The organism is Pontibacter sp. 13R65, assembly GCF_047525655.1.
In the GTDB taxonomy this organism is placed as follows: Bacteria; Bacteroidota; Bacteroidia; order Cytophagales; family Hymenobacteraceae; genus Pontibacter.
This window is the reverse complement of record NZ_JBLIQL010000026.1, coordinates 13,381-35,378: the sequence shown is the minus strand read 5'-3', so window position 1 is coordinate 35,378 and position 21,998 is coordinate 13,381. Positions and strand designations below refer to the sequence as shown.

Sequence of the window (21,998 nt, the reverse complement as noted above, 5' to 3'; positions counted from 1 at the left end):
GCCTGTGGCAATCAGAAAGCCCACATCCAAATCCTTGTAATCAAAAACTAATACAATGAAGCCAAAGGCACATTATTCTATTCTCAGAAACGCATTTATTCTGGGGGCTACCTTCGCCACCTTTCCTGTTGCTGCACAACAATTTCCAGCCGATACCCTAAAGGTTAAAAACTTATGCGAAGTGGTGGTGACAACCACCCGCTCAGCTGTTGAAAAAAACAAAACTCCACAAAGTATAGAGGTTATTTCGCAGCAGGATATTGAACTAACTCCAGCACAGGATTTCACAGACATCCTGAAGAAAAATTCTACTGTCAATGTGATACAATACCCAGGGCTATCTGCCGGTGTAGGTATCAGAGGTTTCCGCCCACAGTTCAGTGGCTTAAACCAGCGCACCTTGTTGCTCGTTGACGGGCGACCTGCCGGAACTGTAAACCTGGCTACTATCAACCCGGCCGATATTGAGCGCGTTGAGGTTCTGAAAGGTCCTGCATCTGCCCTTTACGGCTCACAGGCAATGGGTGGCGTGGTAAATGTGATTACCAGAAAGTCGAGCGGTAAAATCAGGTCTTCTGTATTTGCAGAGTATGGCTCCTTCGAAACGGTGAAAGCTGGTGCTATCACAGGCGGTAACATTACAAAAAAGCTGGACTACGACCTTTCCTTTACCACCTTCGACAGAAACAGGAACATGAAACTGGGAGAAGGCAATTTGTTTCGGGACATGCTGAATGCGGGCACAGCCACTAAATATTACGCCGAAGGCCCTGAGGAAGTAGATGACAGCCGAGGCGATGGTTTGCGACGGGAGTATACCCGGTTAAACTACAACACAGGGAGCCTGCGCTTAGGTTACCAGCTTAGCAGCAACTGGCGCGTTGATGTAAAAGGCGAGCGTTTTGTGGCGAAGAACGTAGAGGCTCCCAGTGATATTGCTTTTGGCAACGAACAGCCAAGCATAAAAGATATCAGCAGGGCAAACGGCGAATTAAGCTTATCTGGTAACTTCAGAAATCACCAACTTTCTTTAAGAGGCTATACGGCAGAGGAAAACAACTATAATAATACACTGGTGTCGCGCGGCGCTCCAATTGTCCCCTACCTTTCCTTCCAAAGCAGTACTGCCTGGCAAGGCATACAGCTGAAAGACGTTTACCAGCTGAACCAGCACACCATTATCGCCGGCGTAGACCATAACAATGCCTCTACCAGATCCCGGTCCTTTAACAGCGATAACACCGAAAGGACACCATACTCTCCGAGTTACAGCCTGGTATCATCAGCCGTATATGTGCAGGGACAGTTTCGTTTTCTAGAGGAAAAATTAATTGTTAACCCGGGCGCGCGTTACGACCTCATTACCTACAATGTAAAGCAAACACCGCTCCTGAACACCTACATGCCGGGCAAAGAAACCAACCCCTTCTTTAGCCCAAGCCTGGCAGTGCAGTACCAGTTGCTGACCCCACTTACAGTGCATGCTTCAATCGGCCGTGCTTTTGTAACGCCGGATGCCTACAATGTGGCTGGCTATTCAGAGTCGGTGGCCGCTAACGGCAAGGCGGCTGTTACGCAAGGCAATCCAAACCTGGAAACTGAAAACAGCACTACCTGGGATGCAGGGCTTCGCTTTGGAAAAACAGGCTCAGGCTTTACAGCTGATATCACCTATTTCCGAACCCATGTTAATGACCGTATCACCACGATAAGAACGAACCCTGAAACGGCAGAGTATACGGAAAGTGGCTATGAAATAGCCTCCCGTACCACCTATGTAAACGCCAATGAGGCAAACATAAATGGCCTCGAAGCTGAAGTAGGTTACGACTTCGGAGCTTTGCAAAACCACAGCTATATACTCCGCCTGTTTGCCGGCGCTACTTCTATCAGAAGAGCAGAAGAAGTGACCATAGCAAGCGATGGTTCTGCTACGGCTAAAGATATCGCGAATGTGGCAGACCTCACCATGAACTATGGTTTGGAGTACAGCAATCTTAAAGGACTGAACCTACGCCTAAACGGGCGCTATGTAGGCAATAGAAAAGACACGGATTTCAACGACCCAAAATACCCGATAATAGAATATCCGGCTTTTATGGTGCTGGATTTCAGCACAGCCTACACCTATGCGCAGCAGCATACCATTACCCTGTTAGTGAACAATATCACAGATGAAAACTACTACGAGAAACGTGGCTATAACATGCCAGGCCGTAACTTCACTGTCAGATACGGTTTCACATTCTAAGGGAATGATTCACCTGCTCCGCCGGATGTAATTATCTGGCGGAGCAGATTTATTTTAAAACATGAAAAAAAGAAACAAATGAAGATATATACTAAAAAAGGCGACAAGGGCACCACGGGTCTGTTTGGCGGCAAGCGCGTTTACAAAGACGATGTGCGCGTAGACTGCTACGGCACTCTGGATGAGGTAAACTCTACCATAGGCTTGTTGCGTGTAAAGCTGGGCAATGACCACGCATGGCAACCAAACCTGCACAAGATACAGAAGGACATGATGGATATGATGTCGCACCTGGCCCGACCATCTGATGCTAAGAAAATAAACACGAACCCAATGCCGGAGGATGGCGCTGCCTTTTGCGAAAACTGGATAGATGAACTGGAGTCGAATATGCAAACGGCTTCTGATTACTTCCTGCTGCCAGGCGGGAACGAGGTGTCTGCCCTTTGCCACATGGTTCGCACCCAAATGAGACGGGGCGAGCGCCGGCTGGTAACCCTGATGAAAGAAGATGAGATACACGTGGCCATCCCAGCCTACATTAACCGCCTCTCCGACCTGTTCTTTACACTAGCCAGAGCCGAAATGGACAAAGCCGGGGTTGCGGAAGAGAAATGGCAGCTGTTCTTATACAAGCGCTTTAAGAAAGCAGAGCCAGATCATAAGGAGGCATGATAACGTTTATCACAGGCGGAATTCGCAGTGGGAAAAGTAGGTTTGCACAGGAAATGGCTCTACGGCTAAGCCAGGCCCCTGTGTATATTGCCACTGCCAGAGTGTGGGACGAAGATTTCAGGCAGCGCGTGAAGCGTCATCAAGATGAGCGCGGCCCGGAGTGGACTAACTACGAAGCTTATACAGATTTGTCACAACTCCCGCTTCAAAACAAAGTGGTGCTGATTGATTGTGTGACGCTCTGGCTTACCAATTTTTTCATGGACTTTCAGAATGACCTGGAGAAATCATTGGCTGCATTCAGGAAAGAAATAGATAACATCAGCCAATTGCCCGGCACTTTCCTTATTGTTTCAAATGAATTAGGCATGGGCTTGCACGCCGACACAGAAGTTGGCCGCAAGTTCACAGACCTGCAGGGCTGGGCCAACCAGTATGTGGCAGCCAAGGCAGAAGAAGCCATTTTTATGGTATCAGGATTACCCTTGTATATAAAAAGGCAGGACTAAGTTTCTAGTCAACTCAACCGGTAAGTATAGGACAAAGAACAATTTTTATGTTAGAAAATATACTCCGTGCAAGGAGAGACACCCGTCATTTCACAAGCGAAGTTGTGCCCGATGAGGTGCTCCAAAAAGCACTAGGGGCTGGCCATATGGCTCCTACTGTAGGACTAACAGATGCTACCCGGTATTATGTTATCAAAGAGCAGGAAGTAAAGTTGGAGATAAAGAAGCTTTTTCAAAAGTATAACCAGAAAGCCGCTGACCTGATAGAGGAAAAAACACAGAAAACCGCCTATGCCGCTTTAAAGCTGGAGGCTATTGTAGATGCTCCCCTTGGACTGGTGGTGTGCTATGACCGCTCCGTGCTGAACTCTTTTACCATCGGCACCATCGCCAGTAACGACACCATCAAGTTCAGCGCCGTATGTGCCGTTCAGAATATCTGGCTGTCGTTAACGGAACAGGGCTACTCCATGGGATGGGTGTCTATACTGGACTACTACCAATTCAAAAATTTATTGGGGTTACCCGAGGATGTGGAGCCTTTGGGGTATTTCTGTGTTGGCAAGCCAGCTACAGACTACGACAAGCAGCCCATGCTCCAACAGCAGGGTTGGAAGCAAAAATCCGCTGCGCCATCTGTAACGGAAGTTAAAGAAGTGAACCAGAACGTTACTCCCGCATTTGCACAACCACAAGTTCATACACCCCAACACGAAACCCTGGCTGAACGGCTGCAGTACATCATCGACCAGAAAACAAAGCCAACAGGGGCATTAGGGGTATTGGAAAGTCTCGCCCTGCAAATAGGTAAAATATTTAATACAACTACTCCTGAAATAAAACACCCGCACCTGGTCGTTTTTGCCGCTGACCACGGCATTGCACAACATGGGGTAAGTGCCTACCCTCAGGAAGTGACCAACCAGATGGTGAAGAACTTTATAGAAGGGGGTGCCGCTATCAATGTTTTCTGTAGGCAACACCACATCACACTCAGCATAGTTGATGCAGGTATCAATTACGACTTCCCTCCTAACCTGCCCATTATGCATCATAAAATGGGAAGAGGCACCCATTCCTTTTTACATGGCCCGGCCATGACACCAGACCAGGTGCACATTTGCCTGCATAAAGGAGGGGAAGTCATAAATAGCATACACAAAAGTGGGTGTAACACCATAGGTTTTGGCGAAATGGGCATAGGAAACACGTCTACTGCAGCTGTTTTAATGAGCCTGTTGTGCAACATCCCTGTTGAGCAGTGTACCGGGAAGGGCACTGGTGTAGCAGATGAGAAGCTTCATAAAAAACAGCAGATACTGAAGCAGGCAATACAGAATTATACAGGAAGCAAGGAATCTTTTGCACTCATGGCACATTTTGGTGGCTTTGAAATTTTGCAGATGGCCGGGGCTATACTGCAGGCAAAAAGAAAGGGTATGCTGCTGCTGATAGACGGTTTCATTTCTAGTGTCGCTTTTCTGTGTGCCTATAAAATCGACCCGAAAGTAAAAGACAATGCTGTTTTCTGTCATCAGTCCGATGAAGCAGGTCACAGACTTTTGCTTCAGTATTTAGAAGTAAAGCCACTCCTTCGCCTGAACATGCGTTTAGGAGAAGGGACAGGATGTGCCGTTGCTTTTCCTCTACTGCAAAGTGCGACTGCTTTTTTAAATGAAATGGCCAGCTTTGAGAGTGCGGGCATAAGTAACAAAGCCTGATGAAACGGGAGATTAGCATCTTTTTTACAGCACTAACCTACTATACCCGTATCCCCTGCCCCGGCTGGGTTGGCTATCAGGAGAGTTACCTTCACCAGGCAACCCGGTACTTCCCCTTAGTAGGCTGGATAGTAGGGCTTGTTGCTGGCCTCCTTTATCTTGCCGGCACTTACCTGTTTGGGGCTGAACTGGGAATTCTTTTGTCCATGGCAGGTTCCATACTTTTAACCGGGGCTCTCCATGAGGATGGTTTCGCAGATGCATGCGACGGGTTCGGCGGTGGATGGACAAAAGAACGCATTTTGGAGATAATGAAGGACAGCCGCGTCGGCACCTATGGTGTGGTCGGGCTGATACTTATACTGGGCTTTAAATTCTTTTCGCTACAACAGTTGGTAAGCAACAACAGCATACAACCTATCACTCCCCTTCTTTTGTTTATCACGGCTCACGCACTCAGCCGCTTTGTGGCATCCACCTTTATTTTCACACACACTTACGTTCGCCTTTCCGAAGACAGTAAAGCAAAGCCTGTTGCCCTGGGGGTAGAGAATGATAATTTGGGTATAGCGGCTGCACTGGCTTTTATACCACTACTCGCTTTAACCTATTTTGCGGGTAAGCCTTTACTGGCCATTGTCCTGATTCCATTGTACCTCATCAAACTGTACATGGGCCGCTATTTCACCAAATGGATTGGCGGGTACACCGGTGACAGCCTTGGAGCAGCACAACAGATTTGTGAAATCATTATTTACCTGACATTCATCGTGCTGTGGAAATTTACCTGATTCGCCATACAACACCAGCTATAGCTAAGGGGCTTATTTATGGGCGATTGGATGTACCCTTAGCCGATACGTTTATTGAGGAGAGAGAAAAGATTCTTAAGAAGCTACCATCAGAATTAGGTGTTATATACTCCAGCCCTTCCACCCGGTGCACACTGCTTGCCGCCCATATTTCAAAAAGCTACAAAACAGACGAGCGGCTTTGTGAGGTCAACTTTGGGCGCTGGGAGGGTAAAACATGGGATACGCTTGATAGGGAAGAATCACATGCCTGGATGCAGGATTTTGTACATGTCTGCCCACCCGAAGGAGAAAGCATGTTCCAAATGCAGCAGCGGGTCATGCTGTTCTGGCGAGAGCTGCTCCGACTTTCTACTGACAGTGCAGCTGTTGTAACGCATGGAGGAGTGATCCGCATCATCCTGGCAGCTCTCCAGCCTGTACCGTTAAACTCCTCTTTCGAAATCAAGGTAAGTTTAAGTGATGTGATTTTAGTGCGCCCGCACCTCGATAGAAAGTTTGAAATTGTAACTATGTAATAGCATTACAGTCTATAATGTATAGATTCTTCAAGGACTGTAAATCAAATAAACATCAATCAGTGTCTCTTGTTCTTCATCCTTCTTTTAAAAAGCCATCAAACAAGTAGTAATATTTTTAATCCTTTTTCGGGACCTTACCTCCTACTACTGAGCATCAGCATGCCCCTGCTGATGGAGATATTCGAAACAGAAACACATACCGCCACCTGCCCGGCTAATTCTGGGACACTAGGCAGCACCAGTAATATTGCCCCTTCCTACAAGGTCTGATCGCCATCAAAGTTTTCCTGCTTATTCAACTGCCCTTTATGGGTATGCCTGTTGTGTTTTGAGCGTTAAATCCAAACTCATTATAAAATTGATTCTCGGTATGAAACAGGAGGGAAACAAAGCATCTACCACTTAGTTTTCCTGATTGGTTGGCAACATTTTTTTTAACCTACGATCCTGAGCGCTTGCAGGACTTTCAATGTAATTGGCTTTCCTAAAACTAGTGCACCCACAAAATTCACCCTCTGAAACACCCGCCCGGGTGTTTTTTTCACCTAGTGTGCCCACTACTTTTGACAATATGGAAGTAGCAATCAAGAACAAGCTAACCAGGATGATCTCCCTTGCAAGCATGGTCTCCAAGTGGCTGGGCTACTCTAAAACCATGACCATCCGGCACCAGAAAAGCCGGCCTATTCTGCAGGTGTAGCTGATGCAGAAGGCGCAACAGCAGGCCATACGGTGACTCAACCTGATCTTGTACCTGAAGCTGCTCTCCGGGTATATCCTCAAAGCTAGCTAACAGCTAACCTTCAGGTTTTTCTAAAATAATTGTCAATAGAAACTAATTCGTAACATACCATGAAAAACTTACTATCTCAGCTCTTTTTAATAATACTCTTCTACTTGATGGCTCTTTTCTCCAGCCCGGTTTTAGGACAGACCTTATCTCAAACTGTACGAGGAATCGTAACCGATGCAGATAGCCAGGCTCCGCTTATCGGCGCGATTGTAACAGTGCTGGGTTCCAATCCGCTGAAAGGAACGGTTACTGACCAAAGCGGTTCCTTCCGGTTAGAAAATGTTCCGACAGGCCGCATCACCTTAGTACTATCTTTCATCGGATATGAACCTAAAGCTATTCCTGAAATTGTAGTTAACTCGGGTAAGGAGGTATTGCTGCAACTGAGTATGCAGGAATCTGCTGTTAACATGGCTGAAATTAAGGTTAAGCCCAATCAGGTAAAGGGGCAGGCCCTGAATGAAATGTCACTCATAAGCTCCCGTTCCATTTCACCGGAAGAAACAAGCCGCTACGCAGGGGGATTAGGATTCAACGATCCATCCCAAATTGTTTCAAACTTTGCAGGAGTAGCCAATAATCCGAACGGTAATAATGATATTATTGTCAGAGGCAATTCGCCAAAATACATGCAATGGCGGCTGGAAGGAGTTCAAATTACCAATCCTAATCATTTCGCAGACCAAGGTGGTATAGCTGGAGGGATCAGCGCCCTGAATAATAATATCCTGGCATCCTCTGATTTTTCTACCGGTGCCTTTTCTCCGGAATATGGAGATGTACTATCAGGTGTATATGATGTAAAACTTCGGAGTGGCAATAATGAAAAAGTTGAATCAGTACTGGGTATAGGGTTGCTAGGAACAGATTTAACTGTAGAGGGACCGTTTAGAAAAGGATATGGCGGCTCCTTTCTCCTGAACTACCGTTATTCCACTATTTCTTTGCTTACCAAAGCAGGTATTACAAATGTGAAGGGAAATCCAAATTTTCAGGATGGTGCTTTTAAAATAGTTTTGCCTGCTAGTAAACTTGGTACCTTCTCACTATTCGGGTTAGGCGGCAACAGTCATGCACTGCTGGATGAGGTGAATCCCGATATTGCGGAAACACCAGGCGACCGCTCTATGCTTCCGGGTATCCGGGAAGATATAGAAATAGGCTCCTATCTTTTAAACCTAGGAGTAAATCATACGCTGTCTCTGGGCAAAAACAGCTACTTGCAAACTACTTTAGCGCATTCAAAAGAAGGAATAAAGGACCAGGTTTTCGAATCAAATGTCAAGAAGGAATACAATGACGCAGGAGAATATGTTGGAGAAGTTGTAACAAACAAACATACTAATTACATAAGTCGATTATTTAAATCATCTTACAGAGGCGCATTAACCTATCATCACAAAATTGATGCCCGTAACAAAATACAGGTTGGATCTCAATACACGCTGTTTGATTATGACTACGGCCAAAGCAGGTTAGTTGAAGATGCTGAAGCCCGTGTTAGTTTAATTGATTTTCAGGAAACGATTGGTACCCTCCGGAATTATATCAGCTGGAAACACCGGTTTAATGAGGCTGTTACACTGGTAACAGGTGTGCATAACATGAATGTTCTTTATAATAAAAAAAGCACTCTGGAGCCAAGACTCTCCCTGAACTGGCAGCTAAACACTACAAATTCATTCCAGGTTGGCTATGGAAAGCATAGCACAATGGAGAGCCCCCACAACTATTTTGCTAAGGTAAAGCAGGAAGATGGCAGCTTCACGGAGCCAAACCACAACCTGGACCTGCTGAAAGCGCACCATTTTGTGGTAGGGTATGAAAAACGGTTTTCGGATGTTTTAGTAGCCAAAGCAGAAGTTTATTACCAGGACCTTTACAATTTACCGGTTGAAAATAAGACAAACAGCACTTTTGCCACTATAAACGAAGGTCCTGATTTTAATTATGTAGAATTGGTGAATGCAGGCACCGGGAATAACTACGGAATAGAACTAACGCTGGAAAGGTTCTTTAAAAATAATTTTTATTACTTATTAAATGGGACTATTTATAATTCAACTTATAAGACATTAGAAGGGAAAGAAAGAAATACGCCATATAATGGGAAATACCTGGTTAATGTGTTGTTTGGTAAAGAGTTTGTGAAACTAGGTAAACACCAAAATAAAACACTGGGTTTAAATGCTAAAGCTTTCTTTGGGGGCGGTAAAAATATAATCCCACTCTTACGCGACGAAAAAGGGAATGTTGCCGTTAATCCGGAGCAAAACCAATTCTGGGACTATGATAAAGCGTATGAAACGTCGTTAGGTAGCCTCTACCGATTAACATTATCGGCCAGTTATAAATGGAACAGGCTGAAAACCACGCATGAAATATACATTAACCTCGATAATCTCACCAATGCTCAGGGCAAACTCACAGAATACTACGACTCATCCAAGCCTGGTTCTGTGGGACATACCACCCAAATAGGTTTTATTCCGAACCTGATGTACCGCTTATATTTTTAAATTAAACCTTTAAAAGAAGTGAACAGCAGATATAATGGCAGGAGCAGTTTGAAATGTTACTATTTCCTAAAGTATTTTATTCAGCTTGTGAGCATCAATGGAAGGTACAAAATATGAGTTGGCATAAGAGGGGCTGGTTTAATATCATATTTTGCACTGCACTTGACTTCAGTAATTTCTGCTTTATGAATTGAGTAATTAGTTTTACGAGAAGAAATCCAGGAAGAGAACTAAGATGGAGGAATAGAATGGTCGAGCTATAATCCAGGCAATTTTTAATTAGATTCAGAAATGTTTACAGAAATCAAATTCAGATTTAAATCCCGTATGAGATTTAGAATCCCATGTAGTTGCGCCTGATCCTTTAGTTTTACCTGAAGGATGGTTATGTCATCTAAGTACCTGATAGTCATTCCCTCAAAGTAGTCTTCCCATTTAGGGTCAAGTTTTTCCTTTATTTTTATTTCTGTTATGCCTGTCATATTTTGGTCCTTCATTTAGTTCAAAAATATGACAGGCACACAACGATTAAAACACCCCGGCGGGTGTTTCAGAGGGTGAATTTTAATTGAAGAAGCGAGAAATGCACATAATTTATATTTTTAAAAATCTAAATTATGTGCATTTCTTTTGCTTTCTCAACCGCTTTGGTGCGACTATCTACCTCTAGCTTTACATAAAGGTTCTTCAACCGGGTCTTAACCGTATTCAAGGATATGAAAAGTTTATCAGCTATTTCCTGATTGGAAAGATTTTCTGCCATTAATTCGAGCGTTTCTTTCTCACGGATTGTCAGACCAGAATTGTCTGCAGGTTGAATTTTTCTTGAATCAACAGCACGCTTTAATTTTTCCAGAAAAAGCTTTGGGAGTTCTACTTTTACAGCTAGTGGCTTTCTAAAAACCTCCTGTAACAAAGAATTTATCTGTTCCAGATAATTTAAGTGGTACATTAAAATTTCGTCAGGGGCTGCATACCTTAAAGAATCAATTAAGCTGGTCATGGCTTCTTCCTTTTCACCTCTAGTCTGGTAAATAATGGAAAAAAAGATTTTGATTTCAATCATACGCTCAATGCGGCTTTGAGCACATGCCATTTCATACAGCTGGGTTAGCAAGGAGAAAGCTTCGTCCATTCTGGCTTCTGCCATAAGCAACAAAGCGTATGAAATATAGCAGTATTCATTTGTATAAGTAATAACTTTGCCAGCTCCTACACCATGTTCTTCTAAAAATTCATGCGCTTTTTCCAATTTATTTTGATGAACCAGGAAAGTTGCGTTGCACCCAACATACATTGACTCCAGGACAGGAGCAACCTTATTCTTCTGAAGGATGGCTTCAATTTCTTTTAGTTTTTTCCCCGCCCCAGCGAAATCTTTCTGGTTATGCAGTAGCACTGAGTAAAATATCAATACCAATACTTTGGAAGTAATATTGGCTTCATTTATACAAAGGTTATGCGCTATCTCTATATTCTCAAAAGCCCCCTCAAGGTCGTTCCAGAAATACTGGATAGCAGCCATGTTGGCATACAAAACTGCATAAGTCCAGTCTGTTTTTACAAGAGCGCCATAACCTCTTTCTTTCATGAATTCTAACAGGCCGGCGCTCCTTTCATAAGAAATTTTATAAAGGCCTAACCGGCCTTCATTGAAGCCTAAAGTAATGCCAATAGTTGTAATGAGGTAAATGTTGCCAGATTGTTTGCCAAATGCTAAAGCTTTTTTTAATGCCTCTGTGCTTTCGTAAATGTTTTCATTGGCTAAATGGGCCATGCCCACGACATACCATCCCCAGCTAAACCATAAGGGATCTTCTTCAGACAGGTTTGCCATGGCTGTATGGCAGTACTCCAAGATAATATCGGGCCTACCTAAAAAAGAGTTTTGATAAGCAACGGCAACAGCAATTTTACCTAATAGTTTTTTTAGATGTTCAGTGGGACTTCCCTCTGCCTCGCCTGTTGCAATTCTATTCCTGGTTATAGCTTCAGCAGAAGCCAGAAGTGGAGCAGCTTTTTGAATTTGCCCGCTCGTAATTAATACCCAGCCATAAAACAAGCAAAACTCCGGATACTTGATAGTTACTTCACTCGGCATAAGGTCACCGAATTCCATAATGGAAGAGTGCTGTCCTTTTTCCCACATAACCTCTCCTGTTTCAGAGAGCAAACGAATGGCGTCTTCATATTTTTTAATATGAAGCAAATGCCCAATTGCCAAGGAATGTAATTTACTTTCATGAAACCAGGCACTTGCTTTAATATGAAGTTGCGTAATTGTCGATTTGTCAGTTGAAAAAAGCCGCTGTTTAAGTAGATCTGCAAAAAGATGATGGTAGCGATACCACTTCCGCTCGGCATCTAAAGAAACTATAAACATATTATTTCTTTCTAGTCTTTCCAGAATCATTTGACTATCCTGACGCTCCAGAACAGCATTGCAAAGCGGGGCAGATAATTGCTTTAAGTGCGAGGTCTTTAATAAAAAATCTTTTATCTCTGGTTCCTGAATTTTTAAAACTTCTTCTATCAGGTAATCCATTATATACCGGTTGTCGCCTTTTAAATTTTGAATAAAGGCTGCCGAATTTTCATTACCCCGCAACGAAAGTGCAACGAGCTGTAAACCTGCTATCCAACCTTCCGTTTTACCAGCTAGGGATTGTACCTCAGGCAAGCTCAACTTGATATTGAGTTTTCGATTAAATAGGGAATAAATTTCATTCACCGAAAAACAAAGATCCGCGAGCCTTAACTCTACCAGTTGGTGCTGACTTCTAAGTTTAGCAATGGGTAAAAGGGGATCCGCTCGGGTGAGTATGGCAAGGTGAGTGTTTGATGGCAGGTGTTCAATAAAATAAGCAAATAACGCTACTACCTCGTGATTAGTAATTAAATGAAAATCATCTAGCACTAACAAAATCTGTTCAGGAAGAGCAAATAACTCATTAATGAGAAGCCTTAGAATAGATTCCTTACTTACCTGGTTAGGAGAAGCTAAAAGAGTGAGCGCGCTCTCACCAAAATCAGGGGAGATACTTCGCATAGCAGTGATCAGGTAACTAAAAAAAACAGTTACATCATTATCGCTGGCATCTATAGAATACCAGGCAGCAAGGATTTTTTGCTGTAAAACCCAGTCACTTACTAAGGTTGTTTTTCCGAAACCTGCCGGTGCAGAAATAAGCAATAATTTAGCTTTAAGGCCAGCATCCAATTTTTCAAAGAGCTCAGAGCGATGAACGGTCTGAGGCCCTGGGGGAGTAATATGTAGTTTCGTTATTAGCACCCCCTAAATTAATACTTTTAATATTAAATTATTAATGTTACATACTAGTTAGCACGTATTCTTAATCATGTAATTTAAGGAACAGTTAAACTTCTGATTCTTATGTATAAATAAAATTTTAGATACACATACAGTACTTGAAGTTCCAAAGGAAGATATATTAGGTCAAATTGCTTACTTCCACCCATTCAACCTGCTTAATATCCCTTAACTTGAAACTGAAAGCTACTAAGCATATAGATCCTCTTCCACCTGCAGGTACTCCCATCGACTCAAAATCTATATGGTTATGGTTCGATCTTTCCATCCTTGGGTCTACTACAGCAAAAAAGCCGCTCTAAATTAATTGGAGCGGCTTTTTGGGTTTGTAACTTAGGCAAAATTCTTTTATCGTAGGTTATCATTAACCCTCCTACAGGCAATAGAATATTTGAGAGCTTTGGTGCCAAGATCAGGGTAATAAAGGTTCTAGGGGATTAACCGGTCTGTCCGCAGTTGCGTGAATAGGTCGAAAAACGACTCTTCTGTTCGCTCATAAATGGTGAAGCCCAACTTGCGGCTCTTCGACATGTCCGTCATTACCTCAATAGGGCGTCCAAGGTCCAAATCAGTATGCCAAGGCGATGCGAGTCGGCCCAGATCGGACTCGACTAAGTTGTAACGACTGGCTATCTGACGCCATAACGGACCGTCTGGAGCCATCTGTTCCTCCAGGGGATGAATGGTACCATCAAAGCCAACAGACTCAATACCGAACCAAGCAGCCAGGCGCTTCCACAGCCATTTCCAACGGAAGTACTCCCCGTTCACTACGTTGAAGGCCTCATTACGGGCTCCTTCCGTAATTGCTGCCCATACCAAATGTTTGGCCAGCACCCGAGCATCAGTCACATCCGATAGGCCATTCCATTGCGCTTCTGAGCCTGGCCATCGGAACGGACGCTTCGTTTCCTTGCAGATAGTGGCGTAAACGGCCAGGGTGGTTCCCAAGTTCATCTGGTTACCTACTGCTTTTCCAATGACTGTGTGGGGACGATGAATGCTCCAGGTGAAGCCATCACGTGCAGCAGCGCCGTACACCTCATCTTCCTGCGCATAATAAAAGTTCTCTATGTCCAACCGGGGCTGTTCCTCGCGCAAGGGCGTTTCAGGCAGAAAACCTTCTTTAGCATATGCTTCAAAAGGTCCTAGGTAATGCTTAAGTCCTGTCACCAGGGCCACGTGCTGCACCGATTTCTTTGGAGCCAAAGCATCCAGCAGGTTGCGAACCATTGTTGCATTCACTTTAATGTTTTCTGCCTCAGTTTCCATGCGCATCCAGCTGGTGAAAAACACGTGCGTTGGAGCAACTTCGGCAAGGGCAGTTGATAAGCTTTCTGGGCTAAGAAGGTTCGCTGCAACGGGCCGTAAGCCTTGTATACTAACATTAGGATTTCGAGCCAGGCCATAGGTAGTCCACCCTTTTCTGACTAATTCTTCTGCCAGATTACTGCCCGTGATCCCACTTACACCCACAACTAAGGCTATTCTGTTCATGTTTCCTTCCTCCGTTTTAAGTTCATCTAAAGCTTATAGATACGGCATTTAGCTTCCGGAGGCTACCAGCAAATAAAAAGTCTTCTATTGTGAGGTTAACTAACCTAACAATAGTAAAACAGAAAGTCATCCAGGTAACTATTCCTAAATTAATCCTTTTCAAAAATTTTCTTTCGATGGTTCAGCCCCCACACCTTCAACGCATCTATAATAGGGGTTAAAGTATCGGCATAGGGTTCCGGTTTATATAAGATCTTCACCGGGTAATCGTCTACCACCACCCGCTTGATTAGTTGGTGCTGCTCCAGGCCCTTGAGTTCCTTGGCCAGAACTTTTGGAGTAATGCCAGGAATACTTACCTGAATATCAGTGAACCGTTCATTGCCCGTCATAACGGAGATGATGATGGGCAATTTCCATTTGCCATTAATAACATCGATCGCATCCCGTACCGGCTTTACTGTGTCCAGACAGGACAGGTATCCCATTTTATTAGCCATAAGTCATGATATAAAGCATTCCACTATCCTTTAGGAAAGCACTATACAAAGTAAAGTGATTTTTTTTAAATTTGCAACCATAATTATCCAGGGCCATCTGAAAAATTTAGATAGCGGCGCTGAATACTCGCCCATGTAGAAGTTCCGGCATGGGTAAAATGGGCATCAATTACAATTATTATGGAAAATAGAAAAAAGTTAAAGCTTGCGGCTAATATTGATGGGCTGGGATGGAATTTTGTGGGATGGCAGCATTACGATATGCCCGCTGATGCTAGCGAAAATATTGATTTTTATATTCAACAGTCCAAACTTGCCGAAGCAGCCAAGTTTGATACGCTCTTTTTGGTCGACGTGAGCCATGTTGGCCCGGGAAATATCCCACATTACCTGAGCATGTTCGAAGGTGTTTCTGTCATGTCTGCCATTAGTATGCACACTAAAAACATAGGGCTTTCAGTTACCATTTCAACCTCTTATGCCGATCCTTATAGTGCTGCCCGGCAAATCCTGTCGCTAGATAAAATCAGTAAAGGCCGTGCGTCTTTAAATGCCATTACTTCAAACCCTGGAGGCATGGTCAACTTCAGCCGTGGTCATTTAGGCAAGGCAGACCAGTACCCTATGAATAAAGAATTCATGGAGATCGTGCTGGGGTTGTGGGACACTTATGAAGATGATGCTTTTATCCGGGATAAAGAAAGTGGCTTGTTTTTAGATCCCCGAAAAATGCATACAGTGAATTATAGGGGAAAATATTTTCAGGTAGACGGGCCTTTAAATCTTAGCCGTTCTGTTCAGGGGCGGCCGGTGTTATACACAGCAGGCAGATCCCAAACTTTTATAGATCACGCCACAAGCTATACAGACGGTGTATTTACTCATGGAAATACATTGGAGGAAACAGTGACAATTGCTAACGAATTAAGAAACCAGCTAGTTGAAAAAGGCAGAAGACCGGAAGATTTTATCGTGTCAGTCTCACAGAATCCAATTGTTGGCAGCACAGAACAGGAAGCGCGAGAGAAATATCTGGAACTGTTGCAGTTAATTCCCAATAACAGCCTCCCGCGTCCCCTGTTTTTTGGGTCAGCCGAAAAAGTAGCCGATCAGGTGCAGCAGTGGTATGAGCAGGGAGCAATGGATATGTTGATACTCCGCCAGGATCATCCCCATGGCCTGAGGGATTTCATTGAACTAGTGGTGCCTATTTTGCAGGAACGCGGCATATTCCGCACTGAGTATGAATCTGAAACACTGAGAGGCAATCTAGAATTGCCCAAGCCAGCTTTTAGAAAGATCTAATCAGCAAGACATACCAAGAGTCATGTATGCCGGGCTTTGCTGAACAGGGTACAAAAACATTAACATTTAAATGGAATATCATGAAAATAGGAATCATCGGGACAGGAGCTATCGGAAGCATTCTTGCCAAAAAATTGTCTGATGCAGGTCATCAGGTAAAAGTCACCAACACCAGGGATATGGCCACGCTTAAAGAAATAGCTAACCATTTAGGCGCAGAGGCCGCTACTATCCAAGATGTTGTAAAAGACGTGGAAGCTATTGTATTCTCCCTTCCTTTCAAAGTATATAAAGATCTGCCGAAGCATTTACTTCAGACCTTAGGCCCGGAGGTCATCATTATGGATACCTCCAACTACTATCCTTTCCGGGATGGTGAGCTACCTGGCTTAGAAGGCAAAACGGAAAGTGAATACATTTCTGAAACCTTGGGAAGACCGGTTATTAAGGTGTTTAATAGTATAATGGAATACACCCTGCAGCATAAAGGAAAAGCTGCCGGCGAAGAAGGAAGGGTAGCAATTTCAGTTGCCGGTGATAACGAGGATCATAAAAGAGTAGCTGCTGAACTGGTTAACCAGACTGGTTTTGATACCGTGGACGGTGGAAGCCTTGCCGAATCGTGGAGACAAGAACCGGGTAACCCTGGCTATTGTACAGAACTGAATGCAGCTGAACTTAAACAAGCGCTTGCTGCAGCAGAAAAGGGTAAAGGTCCTGTAGCACGGGATGCAGTAATGCAGAAATTTCAAAGCTTAAACCCATTTCCTTCTCACGAAGAAATGGTAGCCATCAATAGGGCATTTGCCGCTGAAAACCTGCAGTAGGTTTATTTGTTTTTGCACCAGACTTAAGGGTTATTATCAGGATCTTTAGGTTGCTCACTTATGCTGATAGTAGTACTTTCAGCAAGAATTCCCTGCCCTTGCTAACATGGGAGGCCGAAAGAGAAGCCAGCAAAGTAGATATAAAGAAGTGACTGCTTGGTTAGTAAACAGCTATACCGGTAAAGAGAAACGTATAAGAATTTTATTAGCATCAAATACTATGGATCATAAAGAAATAGCCTATTCCATCTTAGAACTTGCCATTGTTTCGCAGGGAGAAACTATACAACAGACCCTGCATAATTCTTTGGCATTGGCAAAAGAAGCAGAAGCAAATAACTATAAACGCATTTGGTTTGCTGAGCATCATAATTCAGATAATATTGGCAGTAGCGCCACATCGCTGCTCATTGGTTACGTGGCTGAAAATACCACCACCATCCGGGTAGGATCAGGAGGTGTGATGCTACCCAATCATTCTCCCTTGATCGTAGCCGAACAGTTCGGGACATTGGCCCATTTATACCCGGGCCGCATTGATTTAGGCCTAGGAAGGGCACCTGGTACAGATCAGCAAACTGCTCGTGCTATTCGGTCAGATTTTATGGAGGCCGCACATTCTTTTCCTCAGGAAATAGAAAAAATTCAGCAGTATTTTTCCATAGAAAATAAAGCTGCAAAAGTAAGGGCTCCTATTGCAGAAGGTACAAATGTGCCGCTGTATGTACTAGGCTCAACTACCGATAGCGCACATATTGCGGCTGAAAAGGGATTGCCTTACGCTTTTGCCAGCCACTTTGCATCTACACATTTACATAATGCAGTACGAATCTATGAACAGGAGTTTCAGCCTTCCAGGTTTTTAGAAAAACCCTATACCATCGCCGGAGTGAATGTTTTGGTTGCCGATACCGATGAAGAGGCTGAAAAACTCTTCACTTCATTGATCAGAATGTTTGTGGGGGTATTGACCGGCTCCCGAGCCCCATTACAGCCACCAACCGAAATGACTGCAGAGTTGAAAGAAACATTCCAGCATCCAACTTTACAGCAAATGCTCAAATATTCATTTGTCGGTAGTAAGCAAACAGTGAAAATTCAAATTCAGGAATTTCTGGAAGAAACGGGAGTAGATGAATTGATAACTGTATCTAACATATACAATCTCGATGACCGTTTAAAATCAACCAAAATATTCGCTGAAATCATGATGGAGCTAAACGAAAACAGGTAAGAAGAGGAAAGGCAGAATTTATTAATTTTTTAGAAATAGTGGGCTGCCTTGATATTCATTTAAGGCTGTATGCAAAACAAATATCTTTGCTCCTACCCTACCTCAAAAAAATACTTAAGGAGGTCAGTGAATTGTTTATAAAGTTTCATAATTCTATCCTTTGGTCTACTTTAAAGGCCTTCAGTTAAATGCTGGAGGCCTTTTTATGTTTGATTCGGACATTAATACAGATACTCTTCCTGCTCTATTTACTGCCTAATACAGGATTAAGAATATGCTTGTATGGAATGTAATAGTAAATGATAAATCTCTTAAGCTTTTAGTATTGCTAAATCAGCCCTTATATGGGACGGTTGTTATCAAGCTATATTATAGGATTAGACAACTTTGTGCTCCCTGGCGTCCCATCAGTTTCATCCTTTCTTGATGAATTACGCTTAGCTTTTTTTGCTGCAGCTTTAAGCAACTCCTGATGTTCTTTCCTTTCCTTGAATTCTTTTTGGCGCTGCTTCTTCTGTTGGTCTCTTGATCTGGTACTCATTACTTGATTTACATTTTTTGTTACTAATTTTTGGTCTTTGCTATGCCCTAATTTAATATAATCTTATTTATACACTTAAACGAAATCAAAAGATTTTTTTGCATTGGGGGTAATTGGGTGAAGAGAATTTTCCTATTCAGAAAGATGTTCACATAGCCTAGAAGCCTTTCTATAGGAGTCAACAGCTTAAATGACGCTTCCAATTCTTTACTAATCAGGTCATCTGATTACCGCAGAGCTTCTACAAGGCAAGCGCCAACTTCTGCCCATAGGCTGCTACTAATGTTACATTGTTTGGTAACGTTGCTATGGTGAGAGACACAACTATTACTAAAACAACTGGAGAGATTAGAGAAAGTTAATACTACAAACTGGGAAGGATGCTACGTAAAGCCTATAGGTAAAAATAGGCAAAGCACCTCTTGAAGGCACTTTTCATTAGCATAATTCATTTCCAAACCCGCCACACATCACACCATGCTACAAACAGCACATCCACTAAAACTGTTAATGGCTGAAGGCCATATAAGTGTAACAAATAACCATCTGGCGGGGGAGGCTGAGCGGTTCATCAAGCTATTATGGGAAATAAGCGGTGGAAAGCCAACTCACAGGCGCACCTGATATCCGAAATGCCGTTCAATTGTGTTTCAAGTCGAGGAAACCAAGATGGGCAATGCGTTTTCTTGCAATTAATAACATATTGACCTAATGTAGGTCCCGAATTCCTTGGATTGCCTACTGCTTTTCCAATAACCGTGTGCATTAAAAAAGTTTCAAAGCTACCAATAAAGGAAAGTAACAAAGTAAATCACCCGTTGCGCATGCCTCACCGTAAAGTCCTTTAACATTTAACGCCTTCGTTTGTAATAAAACGTATCACACACTAAACAAATTATTTAAGATATCTCTTACAAATAGGAAAAACAAAGTGTCATAATTGCTTTTCTTATTTCATTTGAAAACATTCGGAATGTTTGAAATAGATGATATCGACATGAAATTTACTACCCGAAGTATTTTTTGAACGATGTAATGGAGAAAAGAGAGAAACCCGATACTACAGGTTTATTTTTAACCAGTAGGTCAATAATGCACTGTCGGAAATGGAAGATAAGTTTTAAAAGGCTTTTCACATTTTCCTGGTTAGTGCTTATGGTTTCCTGCGCTTCTCCCGAACATATTCTTCGCTCGAGTGCGGACAGCAGATATTGCGAGCCTAGTCTGCAATATACCTATCATTCCAGCTACCTGCCCCAAGGTGAAATTGAGCTTGTGCTGGCTAAGGATAGCAGCTTAACCAATCTTTTTTCCAGGCACGATCTGCTAATCGCTAATGCGATCGGTGTATTGCCTTTGTTGCAGGACCTGATACGCCTGCAACAGCAGCATGACAAAGATACCCGCTTGGAGCAGGCAGTTTTGTATCGTAAGATTCAAAACCGTGTGCTGCTAGCTTCTACCGAAATTTCCAGCATCGTAGCAGAACTTGATTGTGAAGGAGAACGGGCAGATCAAATAGCTAATTATTTAGACCAGCGAGATCAGAGACGCATCAGGAACTTAACGGTATTTTCCATAGTGGTTGGTTCCGCAACCGCCGTTGTAGCTGCCTTTGTAACGAATAACAAGGCCGAAGATGCCTTTAGTATCGGAGGAGGGACTATTGGTGCCGGCCTAGGCGTAGCGGCAGCATTTTCCTCTAATCGGTCAGTTCATTTCATACACAAACGAAACTTGTTATCCGATGTTTGGGGAGATTCAGAAGAGTCATCCATCTACTCGCCTTTCATTTGGTATGTACTCAATGAAAAGTTTTTCAGCAACAGTGGGCAATATTCAATGCGTCACAACATACGGCAGCGTTGGAAGGACTATTTGCTAAAAGGTACAACCGCTGAGCAACAAGAATTGTATTTCGGTTCAGGAGGAGACTATCAATCCGATGATTTACACGCACGGTCTAATATGCTGAATCAACTGCAGGCTTCTTTATTAACCATTAATCAGAACCTACAGAGCCTAGTCTCTAATTTGCCTGACTAAGCGCTGTTTTTCTATCAATCTGTACTTCGCAGAAGCAGCAGTTCGTTCAGCAGTAGAAGTGGTGTATTTCAAGCATTTCATTACTGACTCCACGTAGAATCACAAAATTCAGATAAAATAAATATTTACTAACAGGTTTCTTTTTTGTTTAATCCTCAATTGCCTCAATCCCTAGTTGCTTCAGGTGATCAAGGTGATCTTTCATTTGTTTAAGAACTAAAGGAGGGTGCCCTTCCCATTCCGTTACTTCTCCAGTTACCCGAAGAGGATTTTGAGAACGATATGATTTTGTTGGATTACCTGGGTATTTCTTGTCCGTCAGGTTGGGATCATCTTCTATTGGGCCAGTAGGTTCTACTAAGTAAATTCTACCTGGTTCTTCGCCCAAGGCAAGCTCGGCTCCCCAAATAGCAGCATCCAAAGTGGCAGTTAGGTAGACATAGGCAGCCTTCTTGTTTTTACCGTAGTTCGAATTAAAGCCAGGCACAATCAAATCTCCCAGCTTCAACTTAGCCTTAGTGCCATGATAGAACTTCTGTGAACTTAGGTGGTTTTTCAATTCCATTGGCTTTTCATCCTTTCAGTTTGCAGTTATAGCCTTCGCATTAATTGTACCATCCTCTTATACAAGCCGATATTCGCTGGTCTAAAACACGCTTCGGTGAGTATAAAATATTTGTTACAACTAGCATATAAACGTGTTACTTGCAGAATCCTTTATTGAAATTAGTAAATCTAGTTATCCAATTCAAGTAAAAAATTTGAGAAATATGAGGGAAAAGTACATTGAGCTAATCCGAAATAAAAAGGATTATTCCTGCTATATAAGAATGATTTATTTTGCTCCTCCCCTACAGCCCAGCAAACGGTAAATTTTGCACATGCTTTTGGAGAAAAATAAAAACTCCAATATTGG

The 21,998-nt window shown here is 43.1% G+C and carries 17 protein-coding genes; 12 read left to right on the top strand and 5 right to left on the bottom strand.

All coding sequences use genetic code 11. The features are described from left to right. Positions 1 to 55: 55 nt before the first annotated feature. The 8 genes from ACMA1I_RS20675 to ACMA1I_RS20640 all read left to right on the top strand — a co-directional run bounded on the left by ACMA1I_RS20675 (position 56) and on the right by ACMA1I_RS20640 (position 9,801). Positions 56 to 2,251 (top strand): TonB-dependent receptor, encoded by a 2,196-nt coding sequence (locus tag ACMA1I_RS20675; RefSeq protein ID WP_337070379.1) that lies wholly within the window; start codon positions 56 to 58, stop codon positions 2,249 to 2,251. A 78-nt stretch (positions 2,252 to 2,329) separates the two neighbouring features. Next, positions 2,330 to 2,926 (top strand): cob(I)yrinic acid a,c-diamide adenosyltransferase, encoded by a 597-nt coding sequence (locus ACMA1I_RS20670; RefSeq protein ID WP_337070378.1) that lies wholly within the window; start codon positions 2,330 to 2,332, stop codon positions 2,924 to 2,926. Beyond that, positions 2,923 to 3,435 carry a bifunctional adenosylcobinamide kinase/adenosylcobinamide-phosphate guanylyltransferase gene (cobU, locus tag ACMA1I_RS20665; protein WP_337070377.1) on the top strand — a complete coding sequence of 171 codons (513 nt, stop codon included), beginning with the start codon at positions 2,923 to 2,925 and terminating at the stop codon, positions 3,433 to 3,435. The genes ACMA1I_RS20670 and cobU overlap by 4 nt, the downstream gene beginning before the upstream one ends. 47 nt (positions 3,436 to 3,482) lie before the next feature. Beyond that, a complete protein-coding gene (gene cobT, locus ACMA1I_RS20660) occupies positions 3,483 to 5,156 on the top strand; it encodes a nicotinate-nucleotide--dimethylbenzimidazole phosphoribosyltransferase (protein WP_337070376.1) in 1,674 nt (557 codons plus the stop codon). Beyond that, the gene (locus ACMA1I_RS20655) at positions 5,156 to 5,947 is read left to right on the top strand and encodes an adenosylcobinamide-GDP ribazoletransferase (RefSeq protein WP_337070375.1); all 792 of its coding nucleotides are present in this window, start codon (positions 5,156 to 5,158) and stop codon (positions 5,945 to 5,947) included. The genes cobT and ACMA1I_RS20655 overlap by 1 nt, the downstream gene beginning before the upstream one ends. A 47-nt stretch (positions 5,948 to 5,994) precedes the next feature. Next, a complete protein-coding gene (locus ACMA1I_RS20650) occupies positions 5,995 to 6,486 on the top strand; it encodes a histidine phosphatase family protein (protein WP_337070374.1) in 492 nt (163 codons plus the stop codon). Positions 6,487 to 7,060: 574 nt separating this feature from the next. Beyond that, positions 7,061 to 7,189: a hypothetical protein gene (locus ACMA1I_RS20645; protein WP_337070373.1), complete on the top strand. Its 129-nt coding sequence runs from the start codon at positions 7,061 to 7,063 to the stop codon at positions 7,187 to 7,189. A gap of 152 nt (positions 7,190 to 7,341) precedes the next feature. Further along, entirely contained in the window at positions 7,342 to 9,801 is a 2,460-nt protein-coding gene (locus ACMA1I_RS20640; RefSeq protein ID WP_337070372.1) for a TonB-dependent receptor, read from the top strand. 275 nt (positions 9,802 to 10,076) lie between these two features. On the opposite strand, the gene ACMA1I_RS20635 is transcribed toward ACMA1I_RS20640, so the two are convergent. The 4 genes from ACMA1I_RS20635 to ACMA1I_RS20620 all read right to left on the bottom strand — a co-directional run bounded on the left by ACMA1I_RS20635 (position 10,077) and on the right by ACMA1I_RS20620 (position 15,129). Beyond that, positions 10,077 to 10,298 (bottom strand): hypothetical protein, encoded by a 222-nt coding sequence (locus ACMA1I_RS20635; RefSeq protein WP_337070371.1) that lies wholly within the window; start codon positions 10,296 to 10,298, stop codon positions 10,077 to 10,079. A gap of 113 nt (positions 10,299 to 10,411) precedes the next feature. Next, positions 10,412 to 13,093: a LuxR C-terminal-related transcriptional regulator gene (locus tag ACMA1I_RS20630; protein WP_414703957.1), complete on the bottom strand. Its 2,682-nt coding sequence runs from the start codon at positions 13,091 to 13,093 to the stop codon at positions 10,412 to 10,414. Positions 13,094 to 13,561: 468 nt separating this feature from the next. Next, entirely contained in the window at positions 13,562 to 14,629 is a 1,068-nt protein-coding gene (locus tag ACMA1I_RS20625) for an SDR family oxidoreductase (RefSeq protein WP_337070369.1), read from the bottom strand. A gap of 149 nt (positions 14,630 to 14,778) precedes the next feature. Then, positions 14,779 to 15,129, bottom strand: coding sequence for a helix-turn-helix domain-containing protein (locus ACMA1I_RS20620; protein WP_337070368.1), 351 nt, complete (start codon positions 15,127 to 15,129; stop codon positions 14,779 to 14,781). 180 nt (positions 15,130 to 15,309) lie between these two features. On the opposite strand from ACMA1I_RS20620, the gene ACMA1I_RS20615 reads away from it, so the two are divergent. The 4 genes from ACMA1I_RS20615 (at position 15,310) to ACMA1I_RS20600 (ending at position 21,082) form a co-directional block, all read left to right on the top strand. Next, on the top strand, positions 15,310 to 16,434 hold the full coding sequence (locus ACMA1I_RS20615) for an NtaA/DmoA family FMN-dependent monooxygenase (protein WP_337070367.1): 1,125 nt from the start codon (positions 15,310 to 15,312) through the stop codon (positions 16,432 to 16,434). A gap of 26 nt (positions 16,435 to 16,460) precedes the next feature. Then, positions 16,461 to 17,261, top strand: a complete 801-nt coding sequence (locus ACMA1I_RS20610) for an NADPH-dependent F420 reductase (protein ID WP_337070366.1) — start codon at positions 16,461 to 16,463, stop codon at positions 17,259 to 17,261. Positions 17,262 to 17,481: 220 nt separating this feature from the next. Further along, on the top strand, positions 17,482 to 18,495 hold the full coding sequence (locus ACMA1I_RS20605) for an LLM class flavin-dependent oxidoreductase (RefSeq protein ID WP_337070365.1): 1,014 nt from the start codon (positions 17,482 to 17,484) through the stop codon (positions 18,493 to 18,495). A gap of 1,576 nt (positions 18,496 to 20,071) precedes the next feature. Continuing rightward, positions 20,072 to 21,082 carry a hypothetical protein gene (locus ACMA1I_RS20600; RefSeq protein WP_337070364.1) on the top strand — a complete coding sequence of 337 codons (1,011 nt, stop codon included), beginning with the start codon at positions 20,072 to 20,074 and terminating at the stop codon, positions 21,080 to 21,082. A gap of 148 nt (positions 21,083 to 21,230) precedes the next feature. On the opposite strand, the gene arr is transcribed toward ACMA1I_RS20600, so the two are convergent. After that, positions 21,231 to 21,647 (bottom strand): NAD(+)--rifampin ADP-ribosyltransferase, encoded by a 417-nt coding sequence (arr, locus tag ACMA1I_RS20595; protein ID WP_337070363.1) that lies wholly within the window; start codon positions 21,645 to 21,647, stop codon positions 21,231 to 21,233. Positions 21,648 to 21,998 lie beyond the last annotated feature (351 nt).